Consider the following 21026-nt stretch of genomic DNA (forward strand, 5'->3'; position numbering starts at 1 on the left):
TCGGGTCGGTGCTACGGGCGCTGATTGCCCGCCTGCGCGCCGCCCATGCCCCACCGGTCCGACGGGCACGGGCGGCGCGGCGGTCAGCGGCCGGACATGACCAGGTGCCGCTTGGCCGCGCCCATGGCGGCCACCTTCCCCATCGCCCTGGGCGCGTTGGCGAGCCCACCCGCGCGCCCGAGCAGGCCCCGGAAGACCTGCCCCGGCTTCTGCTGCTCACCCATGTACGCGCTGACCACCACCAGCGCGCCGGTGAGCGCCGGGACGGCCCACTGGAGCAGCTTCAACTGCCGCTGGCTGGAGGCCACGTTGGTCGGCGTCTGCGGGTTCGGCTCGGTCGTCCCCTCGACGGACGGGCCGCCCGCCTTTTCCAGCCGCATGCCGAGCAGCCGGCTGTACCCGGTGACCGCGAGCGCGGCGACCGTGAGGGCCGTCTTCACCGTGCTCACCCGGGCCACCCCTGACTGGGCGAGCACCCGGGGACTCTCGGTCGTCAGCTCGCCGACCGCGCCGGCCAGGTGCGCGCCGATCGCCGCCGCGTTGACCGGGGTCCACCGGGCCCACCCGGCCGAGGCCACCGGCAGTCGCTGGGTCGAGTCGTTGATCTGTGCCGCCGCGCCGTTGACGCCGAGCGCTCCCATCAGGGAGCCGCCGAACCAGGCAGCCAGGCCCAGGTCGTGCATCGAGCGCAGTGCGGTGTGCCGTTCGGACATCTGATCCCCTTCCACGGTACTGGCGGTGCGGCATACCCACCGATCGGGGAAGTACGCACCGTGACCGGTCAGAGGCCGTAGCGGCTCTTCAGGTGGCGCCACCAGTCGCGGAACATCCATTTGTCGAACTCGGTGATGGTCGTCGCACTGCCGGCCTTCATCAGGAAGCCACTGACGCCGGTGGGCGTCCAGTCGTAGAAGTCGTCGAGCCCGAAGGTGTGGCCGATCTCGTGCAGCAGGATGTGCATCGAGTCGGTGTTGAGGTTGGCCATGAAGTACTCGCGGCCCACCCGCTGGCCCCAGTCGCCGCCCGCCCCGCCGCCGAACCCGTCGGTCAGCCACAGGGACTGGTCGTAGTGGTGGCTGGCCCCGCCGGGGCAGTTCGGGTACTGGCCGCTCTGGTTGAAGAACCGGCCGCAGGGCTCGGCGCACTGCGGGGCGTTCTCGCGGATGTCGTTGACGTAGATGTCGACGGAGTTGTCCGACCACTGCAACTGGTTGCGGTCGCGGACGGCCCAGCCGACGACCCTGACCGGCACGTCGCCGTACGGCCAGCCGTTGTGGCCGACCATGACGTCCGTCCACTTCTTGTACTGCCGGGAGAGCGCAGCGTGGATCTGGTCGCGCTGGGCGGCGGTGACCGTGGCGCTGGAGTCCCAGCGCACACAGAAGTTGAGGTAGCCGCGGTTGGCGGAGACCTGGTCCCAGCCGTAGTTACGGAAGCCGTACAGGTTGGTGTAGGTGCTCTCCTGGTGGGCCCAGACCTCGCTCAGCGGGGTCACCAGGTTGGCCGGCGGGCTCCACCCGGAGCTGGGCGGCGGGGTGGTCGGCGCCGGGGTGGTGGGGCCGGGCGTCGGGGCGCCGGCGCACGTCACGCCGTTGACGGCGAAGGACGCGGGGGCCGGGTTGCTCGCCGCGTTCCAGGTGCCGTTGAAGCCGAACGTGGTGCCGCCCCCGGTGGGCAGGTTGCCGTTGTAGCCGACGTTCGTCGCCGTGACCCGGGCGCCGCTCTGGGCGACGGTCGCGTTCCACGCCTGGGTGACGGTCTGCCCGGCGGTGAAGGACCAGGTCAGCGTCCAGCCGGTGAGGGGATCGCCGAGGTTGGTCACGGTGACGTTCGCGCCGAAGCCGCCGGACCACTGGTTGGTGACCTGGTAGTCGACGCGGCAGCCGCTGGCCGCGGCCCGGGCTCCGGTGACCGCGAGGCCCGCGCCGGCCGCGGTGGCGAGGGTGGCGACGGCGGCCGTCACCAGCCGGGCGCCTGTTCGGGACAGTGTCATGGATCGACCTCCGACTGGGCCCGGCGACCACCCGGCCTTGGCCACCAGGGAGGGTTCGATTGTTGTGAATCCAAATTAACCCGAGCGACGCGAGCCTGACAAGCCGGCGGCGAAGGCGGCCACCCACGCGGCCACCGGCGCGGCGGCGCGTACCCAGACGAAGTGGTCGAGCGGGGCGCCGGCCTGCGCGGTCGTGTAGCGCTCGCGCGCGACGGTGGCCGCGGCGAGCTTGCCGCAGAGCTGGTCCAGGGTGGCGTGCGGGGTGTACTGGTCGTCGTCCACGCTCACCGCGAGGACGGGGACGTCGAGCGTGCGCAGCGCCGCCTCGACGTCCACCCCGTCGAGGGTGGGGAAGCGGCCGGTGCGGGCCGTGTACGCCCAGTCCCGGATCACCCCGCGCGCCTGCCGGCCGCCGAAGCCCCAGCCCGGCCAGACGCCGAGCAGCCGGGCGGTCGCGGCGATCCCCTGGGTGTACGGCAGCACCCCGTACCTCCGCGGGGCCGGGTAGCCGCGCCAGTACGGCACGCCGACGGCGACCAGGGCCAGTCCGTCCACCGCGCCCGTGCCGTGCAGGGCCAGGTGCAGCAGCGCGGCCTGGCCGCCGAGGGAGTGCCCGAGCAGGATCGTCGGCCGGCCGTCCAGCAGCGGCTTCAGCGCCGCCAGCACCGCGCCCACGTCCGCGGCGAGCTCCACGTAGCCGTACCGGCAGGCCCGGCTCGGCGCGGGGGTGCTCGCGCCGGTGCCGCGCAGGTCGGCGACGACCACGGCGAGGCCGGCGGCCCGCAGCGCGGCGGCGAACGGCCGGTAGTAGCGGGCCCGTACCCCCATCGCGGGCCAGATCACCACCACCGGGGCGTCGGCGGCCCCGTCGGGCTCGGGATACACCTGCACCCCGAGCCGGGCGCCCTCGACGTCGACGAACTCCTGCGTGTACTCCCCGGTCGCGCTCATCTGCACAGCGTACGGCCGTAAGCTACCGGCGGGTAGCAAGGGTGCGTGGGTGGCCGGCCGTCAGGCCGCGGCCGGCACCGGGCGGGCGACGGTGGCCACCGCCTCGTACACGACGTTGAGCTGCTCGGCGCAGCGCCTCCACGAGTACCGGCTACGGATCCGGTCCAGCGCCGCCGTGGCGTACGCGAAGCGCCGCACGTTGTCGCCGAGCAGCCGGCGGATCGCGGTGCCCAGTGCCCGGGGGTCGCGCGGCGGCACCAGGTCGCCGGTGAGCCCGTCGATGACGGTGTCGGCGATGCCGCCCACGTCGGTGCCGATCACCGGGACGCCGCAGGCCATGCCCTCCAGGGCGGTCAGGCCGAACGGCGCGTGCCACGGGGCGGCGACCAGCAGGTCGGCCGAGCGGTACCAGCTGGCCAGCTCCTCGCGCGGCACCCCGCCGATCAGCCTGACCCGGTCGGCCACCCCGCAGGACCGGGCGAGCGCGGTCAGCCGCCGGGCGGAGCCGTCGGTGGGCAGTTTCTCGGCCGGTGGACCGCCGACGATCACGCACTCGGCCTCCGGTGCCCCGGGCATGGCCCGGACGACCTCCTCGAAGCCCATGCTCTCCGTCAGCCGGCCCACGGTCAGCACCCGGGGGCGGGCCGGGTCACGCGGGGCGGCCGGGCCGTCCGGGCGGAAGATCCGCTCGTTGACCCCGGCGGGCACCAGGGACATCCGGGACCGGGGCACCCCGAGGCGGACCAGCTCACCGATCTCGTCCTGGGACTGCACGACCACCCGGTCGGCAGCCCGGCCGAGCGCGCGCTCGTAGCCGGTCCGGCCCGGTGGGCCGGTGTCCCGTGCGCCCCGCTGCGCCGTGCCGAGGGCGTGGTAGGTCAGCACCACCGGCACCCCGGCGCGCCGCCCGGCGTGTACGGCGGCGAGCCCGCTCCGCCAGAAGTGGGCATGCGCGACGGCGGGCAGCCAGGCGTCGCGCCAGTGCCCGGCCAGCCACCGGCCGAACTCGCCGGTGTGCGGCAGCAGCTCGTCGCCGGGCAGCAGGCGCGGCGGTCCGGCCGGCACGTGCAGCACCTCGTAGCCGTCCGGGGTGGCCACCGCCTCGGGCAGGGTGGGGGAGTCGCGGCGGGTGTAGACGCGTACCTCGTGGCCCTGGTCGACCAGGGCCGCCGCCAGCTCCGCCACGTGCGTGTCCTGGCCGCCGGTGCTGCTCCCGCGCAGGACGGCGAGCGGGCTGGCGTGCTCCGAGATCATCGCGATCCGCATTCTTCCTCCTCCATCCGCCCGTCCCGGCCGGCGGGGACCCGTCGCGCTGGCGGGGTCCCTGGAACGCGCACGACAGGTCCCTACCCTCGCCCTCGGCTCCTAACCTCCTCTGGTCAGGCCCCGTCGCGGAGCATGCCGGGGCCGAAGACCTCGTAGGCGATCCGGTCGCTGGGGACGCCGCGGCGCAGCAGGCTGCTGCGGACCTGGTTCATGAACGGCAGCGGGCCGCACAGGTGGACGTGGGCGTCGGGGGTGAGCGGGATCAGCTCCGGATCGACGCGCCCCGGGCTGACCCGCACCGGCAGTTCGGCGAGCGGTCCGTCGGTGGCGTCGACACTCTCGTACCAGAGCGCGGTGGACAGGTTGGGCAGGGCGTTGTGCAGCCGGGGCAGCTCGTCGCGGAGCACGTGCGCGGTGCCGGCCCGGTCGGCGTGCACCAGCGTCACCGGCCGCTGCGGCGCGGTGGCCGCGAGGTGCTCCAGCGCGGCCATCGCGGGGGTGAGCCCGATGCCGGCGCTGACCAGCACCAGCGGCCCCTCCCCGGCCACGGCGCTCACCTCGCCGAACGGCGGGCTGAGTCGCAGCGTGTCGCCGACGGCCACCTGCTCGTGCAGGAATGTGGAGACCATGCCGTCGGGCGCGCCGGCGGTGCCGCGCACCCGCTTCACGGTGATCCGCCACCGAGCCGCGCCGGGCCGGCCGGAGAGGCTGTACTGCCTGATCTGCTGCCCCCGGCCGCCGTCGAGGTCGACCGCGACGGAGACGTACTGGCCGGGGACGAACTCCGGCACCGGGCCGCCGTCGGCCGGCTCCAGGCTGAACGACACGACGTCAGCGGTCTCCCGGACCCGCTCGGCCACCCGCCAGGCCCGCCAGACCGGCTGCCCCTCGGCCACCCCGGCGCCCTGGTAGAGCCGGGCCTCCCGGGCGATCAGTTCACAGGCCAGCAGCCAGTACGTCTCGTCCCAGGCCGCGGCGACCGGTGGGGTGACCGCGTCGCCGAGCACCTCGCCGACGGCGGCGAGCAGGTGTCGGCCCACGACGGTGTACTGCGCCGGAGTGATGCCGAGCGAAACGTGCTTGTGCGCGATCCGGTCCAGGATCGGCCCCCACGGCGCGTCGCTGGCACCGACCAGGTGCTCCGCGTACGCCACGACGGCGGCGGCCAGCGCGGCCTTCTGCTGCCCGGTGGCCTGGTTGCCCCGGTTGAACAGGTCCAGCAGCTCCGGATGGGCGTCGAACATCCGCCGGTAGAACCGGCCGGTGATCGCCTCGCCGTGCGCCTGGACGGCGGGCAGGGTCGCCCGTACCACCGCCGCTGATGACTCCGTGAGCATGACATGTCCTCCTGCGTCCGTTGTCGTCCGCTTGCGTCGACGACGTGCCCAATAAACAGGATTCTCAGATTCCTCTTCAGGGTCGAAGGTCCCGGTTGCGGAGTCGTCTGGATCACACCGGGGCTGGGTCGCCCGGCCCGGGTCACCGCACGTCCGCGGTGGCTAGGGTCGGTGCGTGAAGCTCAATCGGTCCACGGACATGGCCCTGCGGATCGCCATGCTGACCGCCGCCTCCCAGGCCCGTACGACGGTGGACGAACTGGCCGAGCAGCTCGCGCTGCCGCGCAGCCACGTCGCCAAGGTGGTGCAGCGGCTGCAGAGGATCGGGGTGCTGGTGACCATCCGGGGCCGCTCCGGCGGGGTGGCCATCGCCGGGGCGGCCGGCGAGCTCACCGTCGGGGCGGTCGTGCGGGCCTTCGAGGGCGACGACGAGATGGTCTCCTGCGAACAGCCGGCCTGCCCCCTGGTCGCCGGCTGCCGGCTGCGTGGTCAGCTGCGCCGCGCGCAGGAGGCGTTCCTCGCCGTCCTCGACGAGACGCGGCTCGGCGACCTGGTCGACGGCCCGACCGGCCCCCTCCTGCTCACCCTCGGCCGAGGATGACGAAGGGGCCCCCGGCAACAGGGGCCCCTTCTCACCGACGGTGGGCGGTCAGCCGACGCTGATCGTCCCGTCCCCGGAGCGGACGCAGGCCACCGCGCGAGCGGTGGTGGAGGAGGCTCCGGCCAGGCAGCGGCCCAGCACCTGGTGCCCGGCCACGTTGGGGTGCCACGACTCCTGGCACGTCTGGAAGTAGCTCACGCAGGTGTTGGCGATCCGCTGGATGGCGATCTTGTCCTTGCCGGCGAGGCTGGTGACGAAGGTGCCGGTCGCGCCGTCCTGGAGCCGGATCGGCGTGGCGAGCGCCCCGGACGGGCTGGTCGGCTGCTCGCAGAGCCGGGCGCCGTCGAACGCCCGCTGCACGTTGAGGTAGACCAGGTCGGCGGCGGGGAACTGGCTGGCCAGGCTGTCGCGCGTCGAGCGGACCAGGGTGCCCAGCCCGGAGGAGAAGTTGTGCCCCGGCCGCAGGCTGGCCCGGTGGATCGGGCAGCCGGCCGCGTACCGCTCGGCGCCGAGGTCCCGGAACTTGTCCCGGTCGTCCTGCCGCCCGTCCTCCTCCCAGTAGTTCGAGGCCAGGTCGAACGGCAGCGGGTTGGTGTAGTCCTGGAACACGATCCGGTGCTGGCCGTCGGCGTCGATCTGGTCGAGGGTGGTGAGGATCTGCCGTACGGCCGCCGTGGTCTCCGCGGTCGCGGCGCTCAGCTGCGCCGCGGTGGCCAGGTCGGCGTCGCTGCACGGCTCCTGCGGCACCGGCCCGCCGAGGTACGCCCAGAACTCCCACCAGCCGGTCCACGCGTCGGCGATGAACCGGTTGGCGCACTTCTCCGCCACGCTGCCGAAGGTGAACGAGCTGTTGTTCGAGCCTAGGCCCACCAGCACCAGGTCGATGTCGTGGGTCTGGCCCACCGCGCGGAGCTGGTCGAGCTGGGAGGCGACCGCGCGGCCCTTGGTCCGGTTGACCGACGCGTTGCCGATGTCGTACGGCTGCCCGCCCGAGCAGGCCAGGTTGAACCGGTCCTGGATGCCCGGCAGGTTGGCCTGGAACAGCGAGGCGTTGGGGGACCGGTGGCAGAAGTAGGCGTTGCTGTTCGGCGCGGTCCAGCCGGGGAAGCCCTGGCTGATGCCGTTGCTGTCGACGACGGGGGAGTAGGCCCCGGCCCCTTCGCCGCTGATGAAGCTGTCGCCGAGTGCCACGGCGGCGGTGGGGAGGCCGGCAACCGCCGGGGCGGGCGGTGCGACGGCGGTCGACAGCGCCGCCGCCGCGACGGTCAGCACCGCCGCGAGCGCGGTACGACGGAACACGGACATACGCGTCCTCCATCAGTCCATGGAAATATGAAAGTTTCTATGAGGCGGTGATCACATCACGGGCGAGTGACGGGCGTCAACGTCCGGTCATCCCCGCGCGGGTTCGGGCAGGGGCGTCCCGGGACCGCCGGGGCAGGGCCGGTCCGTGGCGCGGGTATGTCGTCCGGGAGCGGCCGGGCGGGATGAATTTCGGGGCCGGTGGCGTTGCCGGGGAGGTGGACGTCCTCCGGGCCGCCCATCGGCAGGGCCGCCGCCGGCGGCGGGGCGACCCGCACACTGCGGGGTGCCTACGTCCTGTCCCACCTCCCGGTTAGGCTCGCTGCGGCGCGCCGCGCGATGTGATCGAGCCGGTGAGCGGCACCACACCGCCGAGACCTGGGAGTACGACCAGTTGACCGCACAGCCTGAGATGCTCTACGGGGCCGACGACCTTACGCACCTGGAGGGCCTGGACGCCGTTCGCAAACGCCCAGGCATGTACATCGGCTCCACCGACAGCCGTGGCGTGGGTCACCTCGTCAACGAGATCCTCGACAACTCCACCGACGAGGGTGTCGGGGGCCACGCCACCCGAGTCGAGGTGATCCTGCACGCCGACGGCTCGGTGCAGGTCGACGACGACGGCCGGGGCATCCCCACCGACGTGCACGCCAAGTCCGGCATCTCGGGCGTCGAGCTGGTGCTCACCCGGCTGCACGCCGGCGGCAAGTTCGGCGGCTCCGGCTACAAGACCTCCGGTGGCCTGCACGGCGTCGGCGCCTCCGCCGTCAACGCCCTGTCCCGTCGCTTCGACGTCACGGTCCGCCGCAACGGCAAGGTGCACACCATGTCGTTCCGGCACGGCGTGCCGGGGGTCTTCGACGGCCCCGGCCCCGACGCCCCGTTCACCGCCGGCCCCGGTCTCCAGGTCGCCGGCGCGATGAAGCGTGGCGCGGGCACCGGCACCTCGATCCGCTACTGGCACGACGCCCGCTACTTCGAGACCGGCGCCGCACTGGACGTCGATGCCGTCCGGCTCAAGTTGCGCAACACCGCGTTCCTCGTTCCCGGCGTGAGCTACCTGCTGCGCGATCTCACCGGCGAGGAGCCGGTCGAGGAGACCTTCCACTTCCCCGCCGGCCTGACCGACATGGTGGAGTTCCTCGCCCAGAGCGGCGACCGGCCGGTCTCCGGCACCCTGCTGGTCGTCGGCGAGGGCACCTACCGGGAGAACGCGGCCGACGCCAACGGCGTCATGCAGTCCAACGTGCAGCGACGTGCCGAGGTCGAGGTGGCGTTCCGCTGGGGGACCGGCTACGAACGCACCGTCGAGTGCTTCACCAACACCATCCGCAACGCCCACGGCGGCACTCACCGCAAGGGCTTCGAGCGCGCCATGGCCCGCACCCTCGCCGACGCGGCCCGCAACGCCCGAGGGCTGCTCAGGCCCAAGGAGGACGCGCCCACTCTGGACGACGTCCTGGAGGGGATGACGGCCGTGGTGCACGTGCGGATCCCCGAGCCGCAGTTCACCTCGCAGACCAAGGACGAACTGTCCACCGCCGGCATCACCAAGGTGCTCCAGGGGCTGATCGAGGCGCACCTGAAGGCGTGGCTGGAGGACCGCCGCACCAAGGTCGAGGCCCGCACGGTGCTCCAGAAGATCGTGGACGCGGCCCGGGTCCGGCTGACCCAGAAGCAGCAGAAGGACGCCGCCCGCCGCAAGACCGCCCTGGAGGGCGCGTCCATGCCTCCGAAGCTGGTCGACTGCCGCGCCACCGGCATCGACAGGAGTGAATTGTTCATCGTGGAGGGGGACAGCGCCCTCGGAACAGGCCGGCTCGCCCGATCCGCCGAGTACCAGGCGCTCCTCCCGATTCGCGGCAAGATCCTCAACGTGCAGAAGGCCAACCTCCAGCAGGTGCTGGACAATGCCGAGTGCGCCGCCATCGTCCAGGTGCTCGGCGCCGGCTCCGGCCGCACCTTCGACCTGTCGGCGCTGCGGTACGGCCGAGTGCTGATCATGGCCGACGCCGATGTGGACGGCGCGCACATCCGCACCCTGCTGATCACGCTCTTCGCCCGGTACATGCGCCCGCTGATCGAGGCCGGCCGGCTCTACGCCGCGATGCCGCCCCTGCACAAGATCACCACGAAGGGGCGTAACCCGCAGACCACCTACACCTACACCCAGGCGGAGATGGAGGCGTTGGTCCGCAAGCTGGAGAAGTCCGGCAAGCAGATCGTCACCCCGATCCCCCGGTTCAAGGGCCTCGGCGAGATGAACGCCGACGAACTGTGGGACACCACGATGAACCCGGCCACCCGGGCGGTCCGCCGGATCACCCTCGACGACGTCGATGCCGCCGAGCGGATCCTGGAGCTGCTGATGGGGGAGAAGGTCGAACCGCGCCGCAACTGGCTGATCGAGTCCGCCGACCGGGTCGACCGCGACGCGATCGACGCATGAGGACCGCCCGCCGCCAGACCGTGGCCCCCCGGGGACAGCGCCGGCCGACCGTGGCCCGCCGAGGAGAGAGCTGAACCATGGCACGCCGTAAGAACACCGGTCCCCGGGCAGACCTTGCCGCCTTCGATCAGGCCGGCGCGCGGGTCTTCGACAACCCGCTGGTCACCGAGGTCTCCGACTCCTACCTGGAGTACGCCTTCTCGGTGATCCACTCCCGCGCCCTGCCGGACGCCCGGGACGGCCTCAAGCCCGTGCACCGGCGCATCCTCTACTCGATGCACGAGGCGGGCCACCGCCCCGACCGGGCGCACGTGAAGTCGGCCCGGGTGGTCGGCGACGTGATGGGCCGGTACCACCCGCACGGCGACACCGCGATCTACGACGCGATGGTCCGGCTGGCCCAGGACTTCTCGCTCAACGTCCCGCTCATCGACGGGCATGGAAACTTCGGCAGCCCCGACGACGGCCCGGCCGCCGCGCGCTACACCGAGGCCCGGATGTCCCGGGAGGCGATGCTGCTCGTCGGCGAGCTGGGCGAGGACACGGTCGACGTCGAGCCGAACTACGACGGCTCGCTCACCCAGCCGACCGTGCTGCCGGCCGCGTTCCCGAACCTGCTGGTCAACGGGGCGTCCGGGATCGCGGTCGGGATGGCCACCAACATGATCCCGCACAACCTGGGCGAGGTCGTCTCCGCCGCCCGGTGGCTGATCAACCACCCGGACGCCGACCTCGACAAGCTCATGGAGTTCGTCCCCGGGCCGGACCTGCCGACCGGCGGCGTGCTGCTCGGCCTGGACGAGGTGCGCCGGGCGTACGAGACCGGGCGCGGCGTGGTCCGGATGCGTGGCCGGGTGGAGATCGGCCACCTGGAGGGCAGCCGGGGCCGGCAGGCGATCACCGTCGTCGAGCTGCCCTACGGGGTGGGCGCGGAGAAGGTCATCGCCGCGATCACCAACGAGGTCAACAAGACCAAGCGGCTGACCGGCATCGCCGACGTCAAGGACCTGACCGACCGGGAGAACGGCACCCGGCTCGTGATCGAGTGCAAGGTCGGGGTGAACCCGCAGGCGCTGCTGGCCGACCTCTACCGGCTCACCCCGCTGGAGCAGTCCTTCGGCGTCAACAACCTGGTGCTCGTGGACGGCCAGCCGCGGACCCTCGGGCTGAAGGCGCTGCTGGAGGTCTTCCTTCGGCACCGCTACGAGGTGGTCACGCGGCGCAGCGCGTACCGCAGGCGCAAGCGCGAGGAGCGGCTGCACCTCGTCGACGGCCTGCTCATCGCGCTGCTGGACATCGACAAGGTGGTCCGGCTGATCCGAAGCAGCGACGACGCCCAGGCCGCCAAGGACGGCCTGATGCGCCAGTTCAAGCTCTCCGAGATCCAGGCCGGCTACATCCTGGACACCCCGCTGCGCCGGCTGACGAAGTTCGACCGGATCGAGCTGGAGGCCGAGCAGGAGCAGCTCCGCAAGGAGATCGCCCAGCTCTCCACCATCCTCGACGACGAGAAGGTGCTGCGGAAGGTCGTCTCCGACGAGCTGGCCGCCGTGGTCAAGCAGTTCGGCACCGAGCGGCGTACCACCCTCGTCGACGGCGACCTCAAGGAGGTGCTGGCCGCGTCCGCGCCGGCCGGTCCTCTCGAGGTGGCCGACGACCCGTGCCAGGTGATCCTCTCCGCCGCCGGGCTGGTCGCCCGGACCGCGGCCGAGTCGGAGGAGGCGTCCGAGGGGCGCCGGCGCAGCGGCCGGGTCAAGCACGACGCGGTACGGGCGGTCGTGCACTCCACGGCCCGGGGCCGGGTGCTGCTGGTGACCAGCGCGGGCCGGGCGTTCAAGGTCGACGTCCTGCCGCTGCCGGTGCTCCCCGAGCAGGCGGGCACGGTGTCGCTGCGCGGCGGCATGTCCGCCGCCGAGCTGGTGCCGCTGGAGCCCGGCGAGACGGTGGTCGGGCTGGCCCCGCTCGGGGCGACGGCCGAGGGGTCGCCGGGGCTGGCGCTGGGCACCCGGCAGGGCGTGGTGAAGGTGTGCGCGCCGGACTGGCCGGTCCGCTCGGACGAGTTCGAGGTGATCGGCCTGCGAGAGGGCGACGAGGTGGTCGGGGCGAGCTGGCTCGCCGACGGCACCGAGACCCTCGCCTTCGTCTCCTCCGAGGCGTCGCTGCTGCGCTTCGCCGCGTCGCTGGTACGCCCACAGGGCCCCAAGGGCGGCGGAATGGCCGGTATCAACCTGCCGGCGGAAGCCAGGGTGGTCTTCTTCGGGGCGATCCGCACCGACGACCCGGGGCACGGCGAGCCGATGGTCGTCACCTCCACGGGCGCGACGGTGAAGGTGACGCCGTTCGGCGCGTACCCGGCCAAGGGGCGGGCGACCGGCGGGGTGCGCGCGCAGCGGTTCCTCAGGGGCGAGACGGACCTGGTGGTGGCCTGGATCGGCCCGCGCCCGGTCGGCGCGACGGCGACCGGCGACCCGGTGGAGCTGCCCCCGGCCGACCCCCGCCGCGACGGCAGCGGCTTCGCCGTGATGCTCGGCCCGTCGACAATCGGCCACCAGATCGAACGCAACTGACCCCACCCCACCCCCACCCAACTCTGCGGGGGCGGGGGTGGGGCGGGGGTGGGTCAGAGTTCGGGGTCGGGGGTTTGGCGGGGTGCCGGGGTGGTGCCGCGGAGGCGGGCGACCAGACGCATGCCGTGGTAGATGACCAGGGCGGCGGCGGTGCCGAGGGCGATGCCGTTGAACGAGAGGTCGCCTGCGGTGAGGGTGTAGTTCGCCGCGCCGACGATGAGGGCCACGGCGGCGGTCATCAGGTTGACCGGCTCGTGGAAGTCGACCCGGCTCTCGATCCAGATCCTGGCGCCGAGCACGGCGATCAGGCCGTACAGGGCGGTGGTCGCGCCGCCGAGCACCCCCGCCGGCACGGTGAGGATCAGCGCGCCGAACTTGGGGCTGAGCCCGAGCAGCACCGCCGCCACCCCGGCCACCCAGTACGCGGCGGTCGAGTACACCCGGGTCGCCGCCATCACGCCGATGTTCTCCGCGTACGTGGTGGTGCCGGAGCCGCCGCCGGAGCCGGCGAGCACGGTGGCCAGGCCGTCGCCGAGGAACGCCCGGCCCATGTCCCGGTCCAGGTTGCGGCCGGTCATCGCGGCGACCGCCTTGACGTGCCCGGCGTTCTCCGCGATCAGCACCAGGATCACCGGGATCACCAGCACGACCGCGCGCAGGCTGAACTGCGGCGTGTGGAACTCGGGCAGGCCGACCCAGGCCGCCTCGCGCAGCCCGTCGACGGCCTTCGGGTCCAGGTCGCCGAGTGCGGCGGCGAGCAGCCAGCCGACCGCCACGCCGACCAGGATGGACAGCCGGGCCAGGAAGCCCCGGAACGCCACCGTGGTGAGCAGGATCACCGCCAGGGTGATCACCGCGATCATCGGCTGCGCCCGGAAGCCGGTGCCACTGCCGCCGCCGTCCCAGGCGACCGGGGCGAGGTTCAGCCCGATCAGGGCGACGATCGCGCCGGTGACCACCGGCGGCATCAGCGCGTCGATCCAGCGCGCCCCGGCGAGCTGCACGACAAGACCGACCACGGCCAGCGCGACGCCGGCCACCACGATCCCGCCGAGCGCGGGTCCGATGTCCCCGCCGGCCTTCGCGGCCAGCACCGGGGCGATGAACGCGAACGACGACCCCAGGTACGACGGCAGCCGGTTGCCGGTGATCAGCAGGAAGAGCAGGGTGCCGATGCCGGAGAAGAAGATCGTGGTGGCCGGCGGGAAGCCGGTGATCAGCGGCACGGTGAAGGTGGCGCCGAACATCGCCACCACGTGCTGCACGCCCACCCCGAGGGTGCGCGGCCAGGAGAGCCGCTCGTCGGGGTGGACCACGTCGCCGGGGCGGACGGACCGGCCGTTGCCGTGCAGGGACCACGGGGACCAGCGGGCGCGCGGCTCGGTGGGGGTCTGGGTCATGGGACGCCCTTCGCGTCGAGGTGCTGACGGGGGCGTGGACGACCCTGGGAGTTGTTTCTAGCAGAGGCCGGCCGACCCGCATATCCGCAGGGTCCGGGTCACCTGGAAGCGCAGCGCCGGCACGGGTGGCCGCTCAGGCGACGCCGGCGGGACGGAACTGGACGCTGACCCGGGGCCCGACCGGCCGGACGGTCTTCGGGATCGCGTGCTCCCAGGTGCGCTGGCAGGTGCCGCCCATCACCACCAGGTCGCCGTGCCCGAGCGGGAAGCGCAGGCTCGCGGTGCCCCCGCGCGGGCGCAGCAGCAGCGGGCGGGGCGAGCCGAACGAGACGATGGCGACGATGGTGTCGGTGCGCGCGGAGCGGCCCTGGGTATCGCCGTGCCACGCGACGCTGTCCCGCCCGTCCCGGTAGAGGCACATCCCGGCGGTCACGAGCGGTTCGCCCAACTCGGGCGTGTAGTGCGCGGTCAGGGCCGCCCGCGCCGCGGTGAGCACCGGGTGGGGCAGCGGCCGGCGGGCGGCGTACCAGCAGAGCAGCCGGGGTACGTCGACCTCGGCGTCGTACATCGTGCGGCGCTCGGCCCGCCACGGCACCTCGGCGAGCAGGGTGTCGAGCACCTGGTCCGAACCCAGGACCCAGCCGGGCAGGTGGTCCACCCAGGCGCCCCGGTCGAGCGGGTGCCGGCGCAGCCGGCCGGCGAGCGGGCCCAGCGAGGGCTCGTCGGGGGTGAGGTCGAGCATCGACGGCTGGTAGGCGGCACCGGACATGCGCCCACCCTAACGGCTCGTTCGTACACCCGTACGACTGCCGTCCCCCCTCAGTGGTGGAGCATCCTGCGTACCCGCCCCTTGACCGCGGCCCGTACCCGGGTCCGCAGCCGCTGCGCGTCCAACTCCTCGATGCTCTTCTTGAGCTCCTGGTTCCCGTCGCGCAGCCACTGGATCCGGGCGATCAGCTCGCCCGGGTCGGTGGCCGTCTGGGCGCGGACCGCCGGGGGATAGCTCGTCTCGGCGACCTGCCGGTCGAAGCGTGCCGCGGCGTCGCCGTCGGCGAAGGAGTGCCCGAGGTCGTGCCGGGCCAGGAACGACATCATCGTCTCGAACCTGGCCCTGTGCCCGTTGTTCAGCGCCGTGTAGTCCGCCTCGTCGTAGAGCGCGACGGCGTCCACGTCGGCCGACACGTCCTTCATGATCCGGTGCGGGATGTCGAAGTACCGGGCCAGCTCCAACGTGCGCGAGTCGTGCGCGAACAGGTAGCCCGGGGTGCCGGTGATCAGTGCCGTGATGGTGCCGTGGATGCGGGTGCCGAAGTTGAAGTCGAACCCGGACAGGTAGTCCATCCAGGTCCACGGGTCGACGAACATCCGCACCTTGTCCTCGACGAAGAGCGGGTGCGAGGTGTGGATCGGGATGGCGGCCTGCTTGCCCCGCTCCTCCGGCAGGTCGCCGTAGAGCAGGGTGCCGAGGGTCTTCAGGTCCTGCGGGAGGTAGCGCAGGTTCGGGTAGCGCTGGTGGTGCGAGGTGATCACCTTCGCCATCGACCTGACGTACGGGGAGACGGTCAGCGCCACCCGGTCATCGACGGTGAGCGTCGCCTTCCGCTTCTCCACCCGCAGGCTGTCGCCGTGCAGGAACATCGACGGGCAGCCGATCACGTCGACCGCGGAGAAGCCGAGGCTGCGCAGGTACCCCTCGGTGATCTCGCCGCGCACGCCGATGCTGTGCGACCGGTCGAGCACCGCCTTCACGAACGGCTTGACCACGTCGTCGATCGGTCGCAGGTACTCCCGGTCGCCGTTGACGTCGGTCTGCGCGCCGACGCCCAGCACCACCACCGGGATCTTCAGCCGCTCGATGAGCCGGGTCATGTTGACCAGCCGGTGGGTGTAGCTGCGCCGGAACGCGTTCGCCAGCGGCACCACGAAGACGTCGTACCGCTCGTTGATCTCGTCCGCGTCGCGCGGGTTGGCCTGGAACTTCGACGAGGTGATCTGGGCCGTCGAGGTCCGCAGGATCTTGTGCGCCGAGTGGCTGAACACGAGGTTGCCGGTGTTGTCACCGATCCAGTTGCGCTCGAACGTCTCCTCCGGCGAGTAGACGTCGAACGGGCCCTTCTTGGCCCGGAGCAGGATCCGCTGGTGCATCGGTGCCGTCCTTCTCGTCGTGTCCACCCCGTCGAGGGTGCGCCGGCGGGCGCCGACCAGGCGTGGCCCCACGAGATCGGGGCACGCCCGTTGGTTCCGAGACCGCGATATTAGGCCATCGGACACCTGCTTCTGGCATTCACGTCTCCCGGCGAGCGCCGACGCGAGGGCCGGGCGGGAACTGCGGGTAGGGTGCCCGGCGGGCGGCACCCACCGGCCCGCCACGACGCGGCGGCGCCGGCTGCCCGGCGCGACACGAGGCGAGGAGGCGCGGTGTTGGTGACCCTGCGGACGGACGGACCGCCGGCATGACCAGCACACCGACCGTCGTACGACCCGAGTCGCCGGCCCGCCCGGCGAGCCGGCTGCCCTCGCTGACCGGGCTGCGCTGGATCGCCGCCCTGCTGGTCTTCGGGTACCACGTCGGCACCATGCGGATCGTCGCCGAGCCCGACTACCAGGCCGTCATCGACTGGCTGTTCACCCTGGGCCTGTCCGGGGTGGAGTTCTTCTTCATCCTCAGCGGGTTCGTGCTGGTCTGGTCGGCCCGCGACGGGGACCGCCGCCGCGACTTCTGGCGCCGCCGGCTAGCCAAGATCTACCCCAACCACCTGCTGATGTGGGCGGCGGTGCTGCTTACCGGCGTGTGGGTGTTCGCCGACCCGGTCAACCCCCGCGCCGCGGTGGAGAACCTCCTGCTGCTCCAGGCCTGGGACCCGACCCCCGGCTACTTCTACAGCGTCAACTCGGTGAGCTGGTCGCTCTCCTGCGAGCTGTTCTTCTACTTCTGCCTGCCGTTCGCGCTGCCGCTGGTCCGCCGAGCGCGGCCCGGGGTGCTGTGGGCGGTGGTGGTCGCGGTGCCGCTGCTGATCGTGGCGCTCTGGCCCGGTCAGCGCCTGGTGCCGCAGGAGAGCACCTGGTGGTTCACCCAGGTCTTCCCCGTCGTGCGGTCCCTGGAGTTCTGGATGGGCGTCGCCGCGGCCGAGCTGCTGCGTCGGGGGCGCTGGCGGGGCCCCGGCCTCACCGCGGCCAGCGTGATCTTCGTGGCCACCTGGGTCGTCGCCTCGCAGTGGATCCGCGCCGAGCTGTGGGCGGCCCTGCTCGCGGCGGCGTACCTGTTGGTCATCGCAGCCGCCGCCGCCGCGGACGTGCGCGGGGCACGGACGCCGTGGCGGTCCCGGCCGATGGTCTGGCTCGGCGAGGTCTCCTTCGCCTTCTACCTGGTGCACGTCTTCGTCATGGTCACCGTGCTGCGGCTGGCCGACCGGCTCGGCGTGGGGCTGCCCGGCTGGTGGGGACCGCTGGCCGTGGTCGGCTTCCTGCTGGTGAACCTGGGGCTGGCCGCGTTGCTGCACCGGTGGGTCGAGATGCCGCTGACCCGCCGGCTCGGGCCGCCCCGCCGGCCCCGCCCGCCGGCTCCCGGCGGCGGGACGGTCCCCGGCGACCCGGCGGGGCCGCCCGGGCCGGCGACGACGGCCGCCCCCGCACCGGCGCACCCCCGCGAGCAGGTCGCGGTCCCCGAGCGGCGCTGACGGCCTCGCCCGCTGGCACCCGGCCGGGTCGGCTGACCCGACCCGACCCGGCCCCGGTTGGTCGCGGTGCTGCCCCGAATTTCTTTATGACGCCGGTCACATCGCTCGGGTAAACGGGCAGTCGACCCATCGGGGCGGGTCCACCGACATAACTCGCCGACGATCAAGACTGATCGTCCGGTTGTCGCCCGAGGGCACCCCGAAGGCCCCTAATCCCATTGAGTCACGTCAGTTCCCAATGTGCCGCAAGAAAGCTGATCGGAGAGGGTTTACGCAGGTAGGAAGGGCTTGGCAGGGCCTCGACCGGCCAGTAATGTCGGCCCGTCCGGTGCGGTACCCGATCGCAATAGGCGACGCCGCGCCGACCCGCTCAATCGTGACCATCACGAACCGGGGACCCAGTGCACATGTGGGGTGAATCCGCGGGCCACGGCCCGCGGTAGGGCGATCTTCCCGCCCGAATCCGTCAGCTAACCCGGTAGGCGGTGTCGGAAGGAGTGCCATCCTCGTGCAGCGCGACCCCATCCCTCGGTTGTTCCTCCACCGCGGCGCCGTGGTGCCCGCGTCCGTCGCCCCCGGGCTGACGAACTGACCGGCGCACCCGCCCGTACGCCCGGCTGACCGGGCATCTTCCCAGAGCTGACCTGACCGGCTGTGGACGTCTCGTCCACGCCACCGTGCGACGACGCATGCCCAGGTGCCCCCGCTCTCCGCCCCATCCCCGTGGAGGAACACGTGAACGACCACCTCAAGCGGCAGTTGCGACGTCTCGCCACCGAGCGCCCGTACCAGGTCGTCGCCGGCTCGGCCGCGGCGCTCCTGCTGGCCTCCGGCACCGGTGTGTTGCTGGCCGGCACCGACGACACCCCCGCGCCGCGGCAGACCACCAACGCCGCCGTGGCCGAGATCGCACCCCGCCTCGACAGCGCGGCCAGCCGCGCCCAGGCCCGGGTCGGCGCGACCGAGTCCTCCAGCGCCTCGCCGTCGCCGAGCGCCACCACGGCCGCGCCGAACCCCGACCTGACCACCAGGGCAGCCCCGAAGCAGACCACGGCGAAGCCGGCCACCCCGAAGTCGCCGTCGTCGAAGGTTCTCGACTACGCCTACCAGGCGCAGACCACCTACTACTACTGCGGCCCCGCGGCGGTGCGCAACGCGCTCTCCGCCACCGGCGTCGGGAGTACCCAGGACGGGCTGGCCAGCCGTCTCGGCACCACCGAGATGGGCACCAACTCGGCCGAGGACACCACCCGGGTGCTCAACGCAATGGTCAAGGGCGACCCGTACCAAACCCGGATGATCCCGGGCGGCGCCGCCACCGGGGCCCAGATCGACCGGCTCAAGGCGGACGTGGTGAAGGCGGTCAGCGCCGGGCGCGGCGTCGTGGTGAACATCGCCGGCGACGCCACCGACGTCGACGGCGGCTGGCACTCCTTCCCCGGCGGCCACTACATCGCCGTCGTGGGCTACCGCAACGAAGGCCGTACCGTGCGGATCGCCGACTCGGCCAACCCGGCCGCCTCGGCGTACTGGATCAGCACCACGGCCCTGGCGCACTGGGCGGCGACCAGGGGCTACTCGGCCTGATCACCCTCCCCCCACCGGGCCCCGGCTCTCCCCGTGAGCCGGGGCCCGGTGCTGTCCCGCGCCGTCCGGCATCCGCGGCCGTCCAGGTGCCGTCCGGCACCGCGGCCGTGACCGAACCCGTCAGCTCCGGCCTCAACCCTGTGACGCGAACTTCTTGATCATTGCGGGAAGCGGGCGGGGGAGGGCGGGGTCGGGCGGGGGGTGGGTGGGGTCCAGGTCGGGGTCAGCTCGCGGCGGGCCGCTGCCAGGAACGCCTCGGCGTACTGGTGGGTGGGGAAGTCGCCCAGGTAGCGGGAGCGGGTGGCCCAGCGGGCCGTTGCCTGCGGGTCGGTGTCGAGCAGCTGACCGAGCACCTCGTCGAGGTTGGCCGCGTCGCGTCGCAGTACGTAGCCCGAGCCGGCCAGGGGGAACCGCTCGACGAACCGGTCGCCGTCGCCGCCCATGTCCGTGACCGCGTACGGCTTGCCGGAGTAGAGGTAGTCGGAGATCACCCCGGAGACGTCCGAGAGCAGCGCGTCGGAGCGGTTCACGCAGTCGACCAGGGACATCTCCCGGCTGGCCGCAGCGCCCCAGACGTGCTGCCGGCCGGTGCGGGCCCGGTCCGCGGCGAGCAGCTCCGTGAGCCGGGCGAGCTGCCGCGCCGACCCCGGATTCTGCCCGGTGTACGGGTGGGCGCGCAGGATCACCGTCGCGCCCCGGGCCAGCAGCCCCCGGACGAGGGTTTCGCCCACCGGCAGGGAGCAGTAGTTCGCGTCGGCGTGGTGCCCGGTCCAGGTCGGGGTGTAGAGCACCGTCGGGTTCGGCAGACCGGTTGCCGGCTCCCGGCGTACCTCGATCGACTCGACCTGCGGGCGGCCGACCACGACGAACTTCTCCGCCGGGATGTCCACCCCCGCGCGGGCGTACCGCTCGATCGCGGCCGGGCCGGCCACGAAGATCCGGTCGAAGATCGCCGAGACCGGGTTGGCGCTGGGCGCCTTGTCGCTGTCGCCGTGGTGGATCTGCACGTGGGTGAGCTGGGTGAACCGGATGCAGTGGCTGTTCTTCGCCCCGTGGTTGACGTAGAAGGCCACCTTGAGACTCGGCACCAGCGCCTCGTCCATCGCCTTCAGGGTGGGGCAGTACACCACCGGCGCGGTGGTGGCCGCGGCGATCGGGGCGAGGAACTCCGGCTCCCGCACCATCACGAGGAACGGCCGGCCGATCCGCTCCAGGTAGGGCAGCCACATGGTGACCTGGTACTCCGACCCCGGCGGGGCGGAGAAGTGCAGCAGGAACTCCGGCTGGTACGCCCGCAGCGCCCGGGTCACCGCGCCGCCCCCGGTCCCCGGCCGGAACCGCCTGCGGGCCAGGTCCAGGGCCACCGCCCCGGCGCCCGCGCCGACGCCCAGCGCCAGCAGCAGGGCGACGAACGCCGGCAGCGCCAGCGCGGCGGCCAGCGCCACCGCGGCGAGCAGCACCAGCAGGGCGTCGGCCAGCCGACCGGCGACCAGCGGGGCCCACGACCGGACCGGGAGGTTGGCGGCCCGGATCTCCAGGTCACCGGCCTGCCGCAGCGGCCCCACCAGCAGCACCAGCCCCAGCAGCGCCAGGGCCGTGGCGGCCAGCGCCGGGTCGAAGCCGGCGTCGAGCCGGCGGGCGTACCCGACCAGGATGCCGGCCGCGAGCAGCACCGACTCGGCGGTGCTGTCGGCGGCCGGCCGGACCCGGCGCTCCCAGCCGGCGGCGGCCAGGGCCGCCACCGCGAACGCCAGCCCCCAGCCGGTCGCCCCGGTCAGCGCGAGGGCGAGGAACGCCAGCACCGCCAGGCCGGTGGTCGCCACCCGGGCGGTCAGTTTCCTGACCAGGTCACCACGCATGTCGTTTTCGCTTCTCCCGCCGTGCTGCGGTGGC

Annotated in this window: 15 protein-coding genes and 1 riboswitch; of the genes, 5 read left to right on the forward strand and 10 right to left on the reverse strand. The window is 72.9% G+C overall.

Annotated elements, in window-relative coordinates:
• Nucleotides 1–83: 83 nt before the first annotated feature.
• From ACH4T9_RS28200 to ACH4T9_RS28220, 5 genes are all read right to left on the reverse strand, one after another.
• A complete protein-coding gene (locus tag ACH4T9_RS28200) occupies nt 84–713 on the reverse strand; it encodes a hypothetical protein (RefSeq protein ID WP_396674109.1) in 630 nt (209 codons plus the stop codon).
• A 68-nt stretch (nt 714–781) separates the two neighbouring features.
• Nucleotides 782–1993 (reverse strand): cellulose binding domain-containing protein, encoded by a 1212-nt coding sequence (locus ACH4T9_RS28205; protein ID WP_396674108.1) that lies wholly within the window; start codon nt 1991–1993, stop codon nt 782–784.
• Nucleotides 1994–2068: 75 nt separating this feature from the next.
• Nucleotides 2069–2944, reverse strand: a complete 876-nt coding sequence (locus tag ACH4T9_RS28210) for an alpha/beta fold hydrolase (RefSeq protein ID WP_396674107.1) — start codon at nt 2942–2944, stop codon at nt 2069–2071.
• Between the two features lie 60 nt (nt 2945–3004).
• Nucleotides 3005–4210 (reverse strand): glycosyltransferase, encoded by a 1206-nt coding sequence (locus tag ACH4T9_RS28215; protein ID WP_396674106.1) that lies wholly within the window; start codon nt 4208–4210, stop codon nt 3005–3007.
• A gap of 113 nt (nt 4211–4323) precedes the next feature.
• Nucleotides 4324–5547, reverse strand: coding sequence for a globin domain-containing protein (locus ACH4T9_RS28220; protein ID WP_396674105.1), 1224 nt, complete (start codon nt 5545–5547; stop codon nt 4324–4326).
• A 175-nt stretch (nt 5548–5722) separates the two neighbouring features.
• Between ACH4T9_RS28220 and ACH4T9_RS28225 the strand changes: the two genes are divergently transcribed.
• Nucleotides 5723–6148 carry an RrF2 family transcriptional regulator gene (locus ACH4T9_RS28225; protein ID WP_396674104.1) on the forward strand — a complete coding sequence of 142 codons (426 nt, stop codon included), beginning with the start codon at nt 5723–5725 and terminating at the stop codon, nt 6146–6148.
• A 48-nt stretch (nt 6149–6196) separates the two neighbouring features.
• Here ACH4T9_RS28225 and ACH4T9_RS28230 read toward each other — a convergent pair whose 3' ends face one another.
• Nucleotides 6197–7453, reverse strand: a complete 1257-nt coding sequence (locus tag ACH4T9_RS28230) for a hypothetical protein (RefSeq protein ID WP_396674103.1) — start codon at nt 7451–7453, stop codon at nt 6197–6199.
• 409 nt (nt 7454–7862) lie between these two features.
• Here ACH4T9_RS28230 and ACH4T9_RS28235 point away from each other — a divergent pair, with 409 nt between their 5' ends.
• On the forward strand, nt 7863–9902 hold the full coding sequence (locus tag ACH4T9_RS28235; RefSeq protein ID WP_396674165.1) for a type IIA DNA topoisomerase subunit B: 2040 nt from the start codon (nt 7863–7865) through the stop codon (nt 9900–9902).
• 77 nt (nt 9903–9979) lie between these two features.
• A complete protein-coding gene (locus ACH4T9_RS28240) occupies nt 9980–12469 on the forward strand; it encodes a DNA topoisomerase (ATP-hydrolyzing) subunit A (protein ID WP_396674102.1) in 2490 nt (829 codons plus the stop codon).
• Between the two features lie 53 nt (nt 12470–12522).
• On the opposite strand, the gene ACH4T9_RS28245 is transcribed toward ACH4T9_RS28240, so the two are convergent.
• The 3 genes from ACH4T9_RS28245 to ACH4T9_RS28255 all read right to left on the reverse strand — a co-directional run bounded on the left by ACH4T9_RS28245 (nt 12523) and on the right by ACH4T9_RS28255 (nt 16014).
• Nucleotides 12523–13869, reverse strand: a complete 1347-nt coding sequence (locus ACH4T9_RS28245; protein WP_396674101.1) for a uracil-xanthine permease family protein — start codon at nt 13867–13869, stop codon at nt 12523–12525.
• A gap of 133 nt (nt 13870–14002) precedes the next feature.
• Nucleotides 14003–14638 (reverse strand): alpha-ketoglutarate-dependent dioxygenase AlkB, encoded by a 636-nt coding sequence (locus ACH4T9_RS28250; RefSeq protein WP_396674100.1) that lies wholly within the window; start codon nt 14636–14638, stop codon nt 14003–14005.
• A gap of 50 nt (nt 14639–14688) precedes the next feature.
• Complete coding sequence (locus tag ACH4T9_RS28255) at nt 14689–16014, reverse strand: polysaccharide pyruvyl transferase family protein (RefSeq protein ID WP_396674099.1); 1326 nt, start codon at nt 16012–16014, stop codon at nt 14689–14691.
• Nucleotides 16015–16322: 308 nt separating this feature from the next.
• Between ACH4T9_RS28255 and ACH4T9_RS28260 the strand changes: the two genes are divergently transcribed.
• Nucleotides 16323–17546, forward strand: a complete 1224-nt coding sequence (locus ACH4T9_RS28260; protein ID WP_396674098.1) for an acyltransferase family protein — start codon at nt 16323–16325, stop codon at nt 17544–17546.
• A gap of 357 nt (nt 17547–17903) precedes the next feature.
• A riboswitch (cyclic di-AMP (ydaO/yuaA leader) is annotated at nt 17904–18046 on the forward strand.
• Between the two features lie 223 nt (nt 18047–18269).
• Nucleotides 18270–19133: a C39 family peptidase gene (locus ACH4T9_RS28265; protein WP_396674097.1), complete on the forward strand. Its 864-nt coding sequence runs from the start codon at nt 18270–18272 to the stop codon at nt 19131–19133.
• A gap of 158 nt (nt 19134–19291) precedes the next feature.
• Here ACH4T9_RS28265 and ACH4T9_RS28270 read toward each other — a convergent pair whose 3' ends face one another.
• Nucleotides 19292–20992, reverse strand: coding sequence for a CDP-glycerol glycerophosphotransferase family protein (locus ACH4T9_RS28270; RefSeq protein WP_396674096.1), 1701 nt, complete (start codon nt 20990–20992; stop codon nt 19292–19294).
• Nucleotides 20993–21026: the final 34 nt, after the last annotated feature.

The organism is Micromonospora sp. NPDC020750 (assembly GCF_044334565.1).
GTDB lineage: Bacteria > Actinomycetota > Actinomycetes > Mycobacteriales > Micromonosporaceae > Micromonospora.

Coding starts and splice junctions, on each gene's coding strand:
- ACH4T9_RS28245 (WP_396674101.1), bottom strand. CDS start 13,869: ATGACCCAGACCCCCACCGAGCCGCGCGCCCGCTGGTCCCCGTGGTCC.
- ACH4T9_RS28200 (WP_396674109.1), bottom strand. CDS start 713: ATGTCCGAACGGCACACCGCACTGCGCTCGATGCACGACCTGGGCCTG.
- ACH4T9_RS28240 (WP_396674102.1), top strand. CDS start 9,980: ATGGCACGCCGTAAGAACACCGGTCCCCGGGCAGACCTTGCCGCCTTC.
- ACH4T9_RS28250 (WP_396674100.1), bottom strand. CDS start 14,638: ATGTCCGGTGCCGCCTACCAGCCGTCGATGCTCGACCTCACCCCCGAC.
- ACH4T9_RS28235 (WP_396674165.1), top strand. CDS start 7,863: ATGCTCTACGGGGCCGACGACCTTACGCACCTGGAGGGCCTGGACGCC.
- ACH4T9_RS28220 (WP_396674105.1), bottom strand. CDS start 5,547: ATGCTCACGGAGTCATCAGCGGCGGTGGTACGGGCGACCCTGCCCGCC.
- ACH4T9_RS28205 (WP_396674108.1), bottom strand. CDS start 1,993: ATGACACTGTCCCGAACAGGCGCCCGGCTGGTGACGGCCGCCGTCGCC.
- ACH4T9_RS28260 (WP_396674098.1), top strand. CDS start 16,323: ATGACCAGCACACCGACCGTCGTACGACCCGAGTCGCCGGCCCGCCCG.
- ACH4T9_RS28270 (WP_396674096.1), bottom strand. CDS start 20,992: ATGCGTGGTGACCTGGTCAGGAAACTGACCGCCCGGGTGGCGACCACC.
- ACH4T9_RS28230 (WP_396674103.1), bottom strand. CDS start 7,453: ATGTCCGTGTTCCGTCGTACCGCGCTCGCGGCGGTGCTGACCGTCGCG.
- ACH4T9_RS28215 (WP_396674106.1), bottom strand. CDS start 4,210: ATGCGGATCGCGATGATCTCGGAGCACGCCAGCCCGCTCGCCGTCCTG.
- ACH4T9_RS28255 (WP_396674099.1), bottom strand. CDS start 16,014: ATGCACCAGCGGATCCTGCTCCGGGCCAAGAAGGGCCCGTTCGACGTC.
- ACH4T9_RS28210 (WP_396674107.1), bottom strand. CDS start 2,944: ATGAGCGCGACCGGGGAGTACACGCAGGAGTTCGTCGACGTCGAGGGC.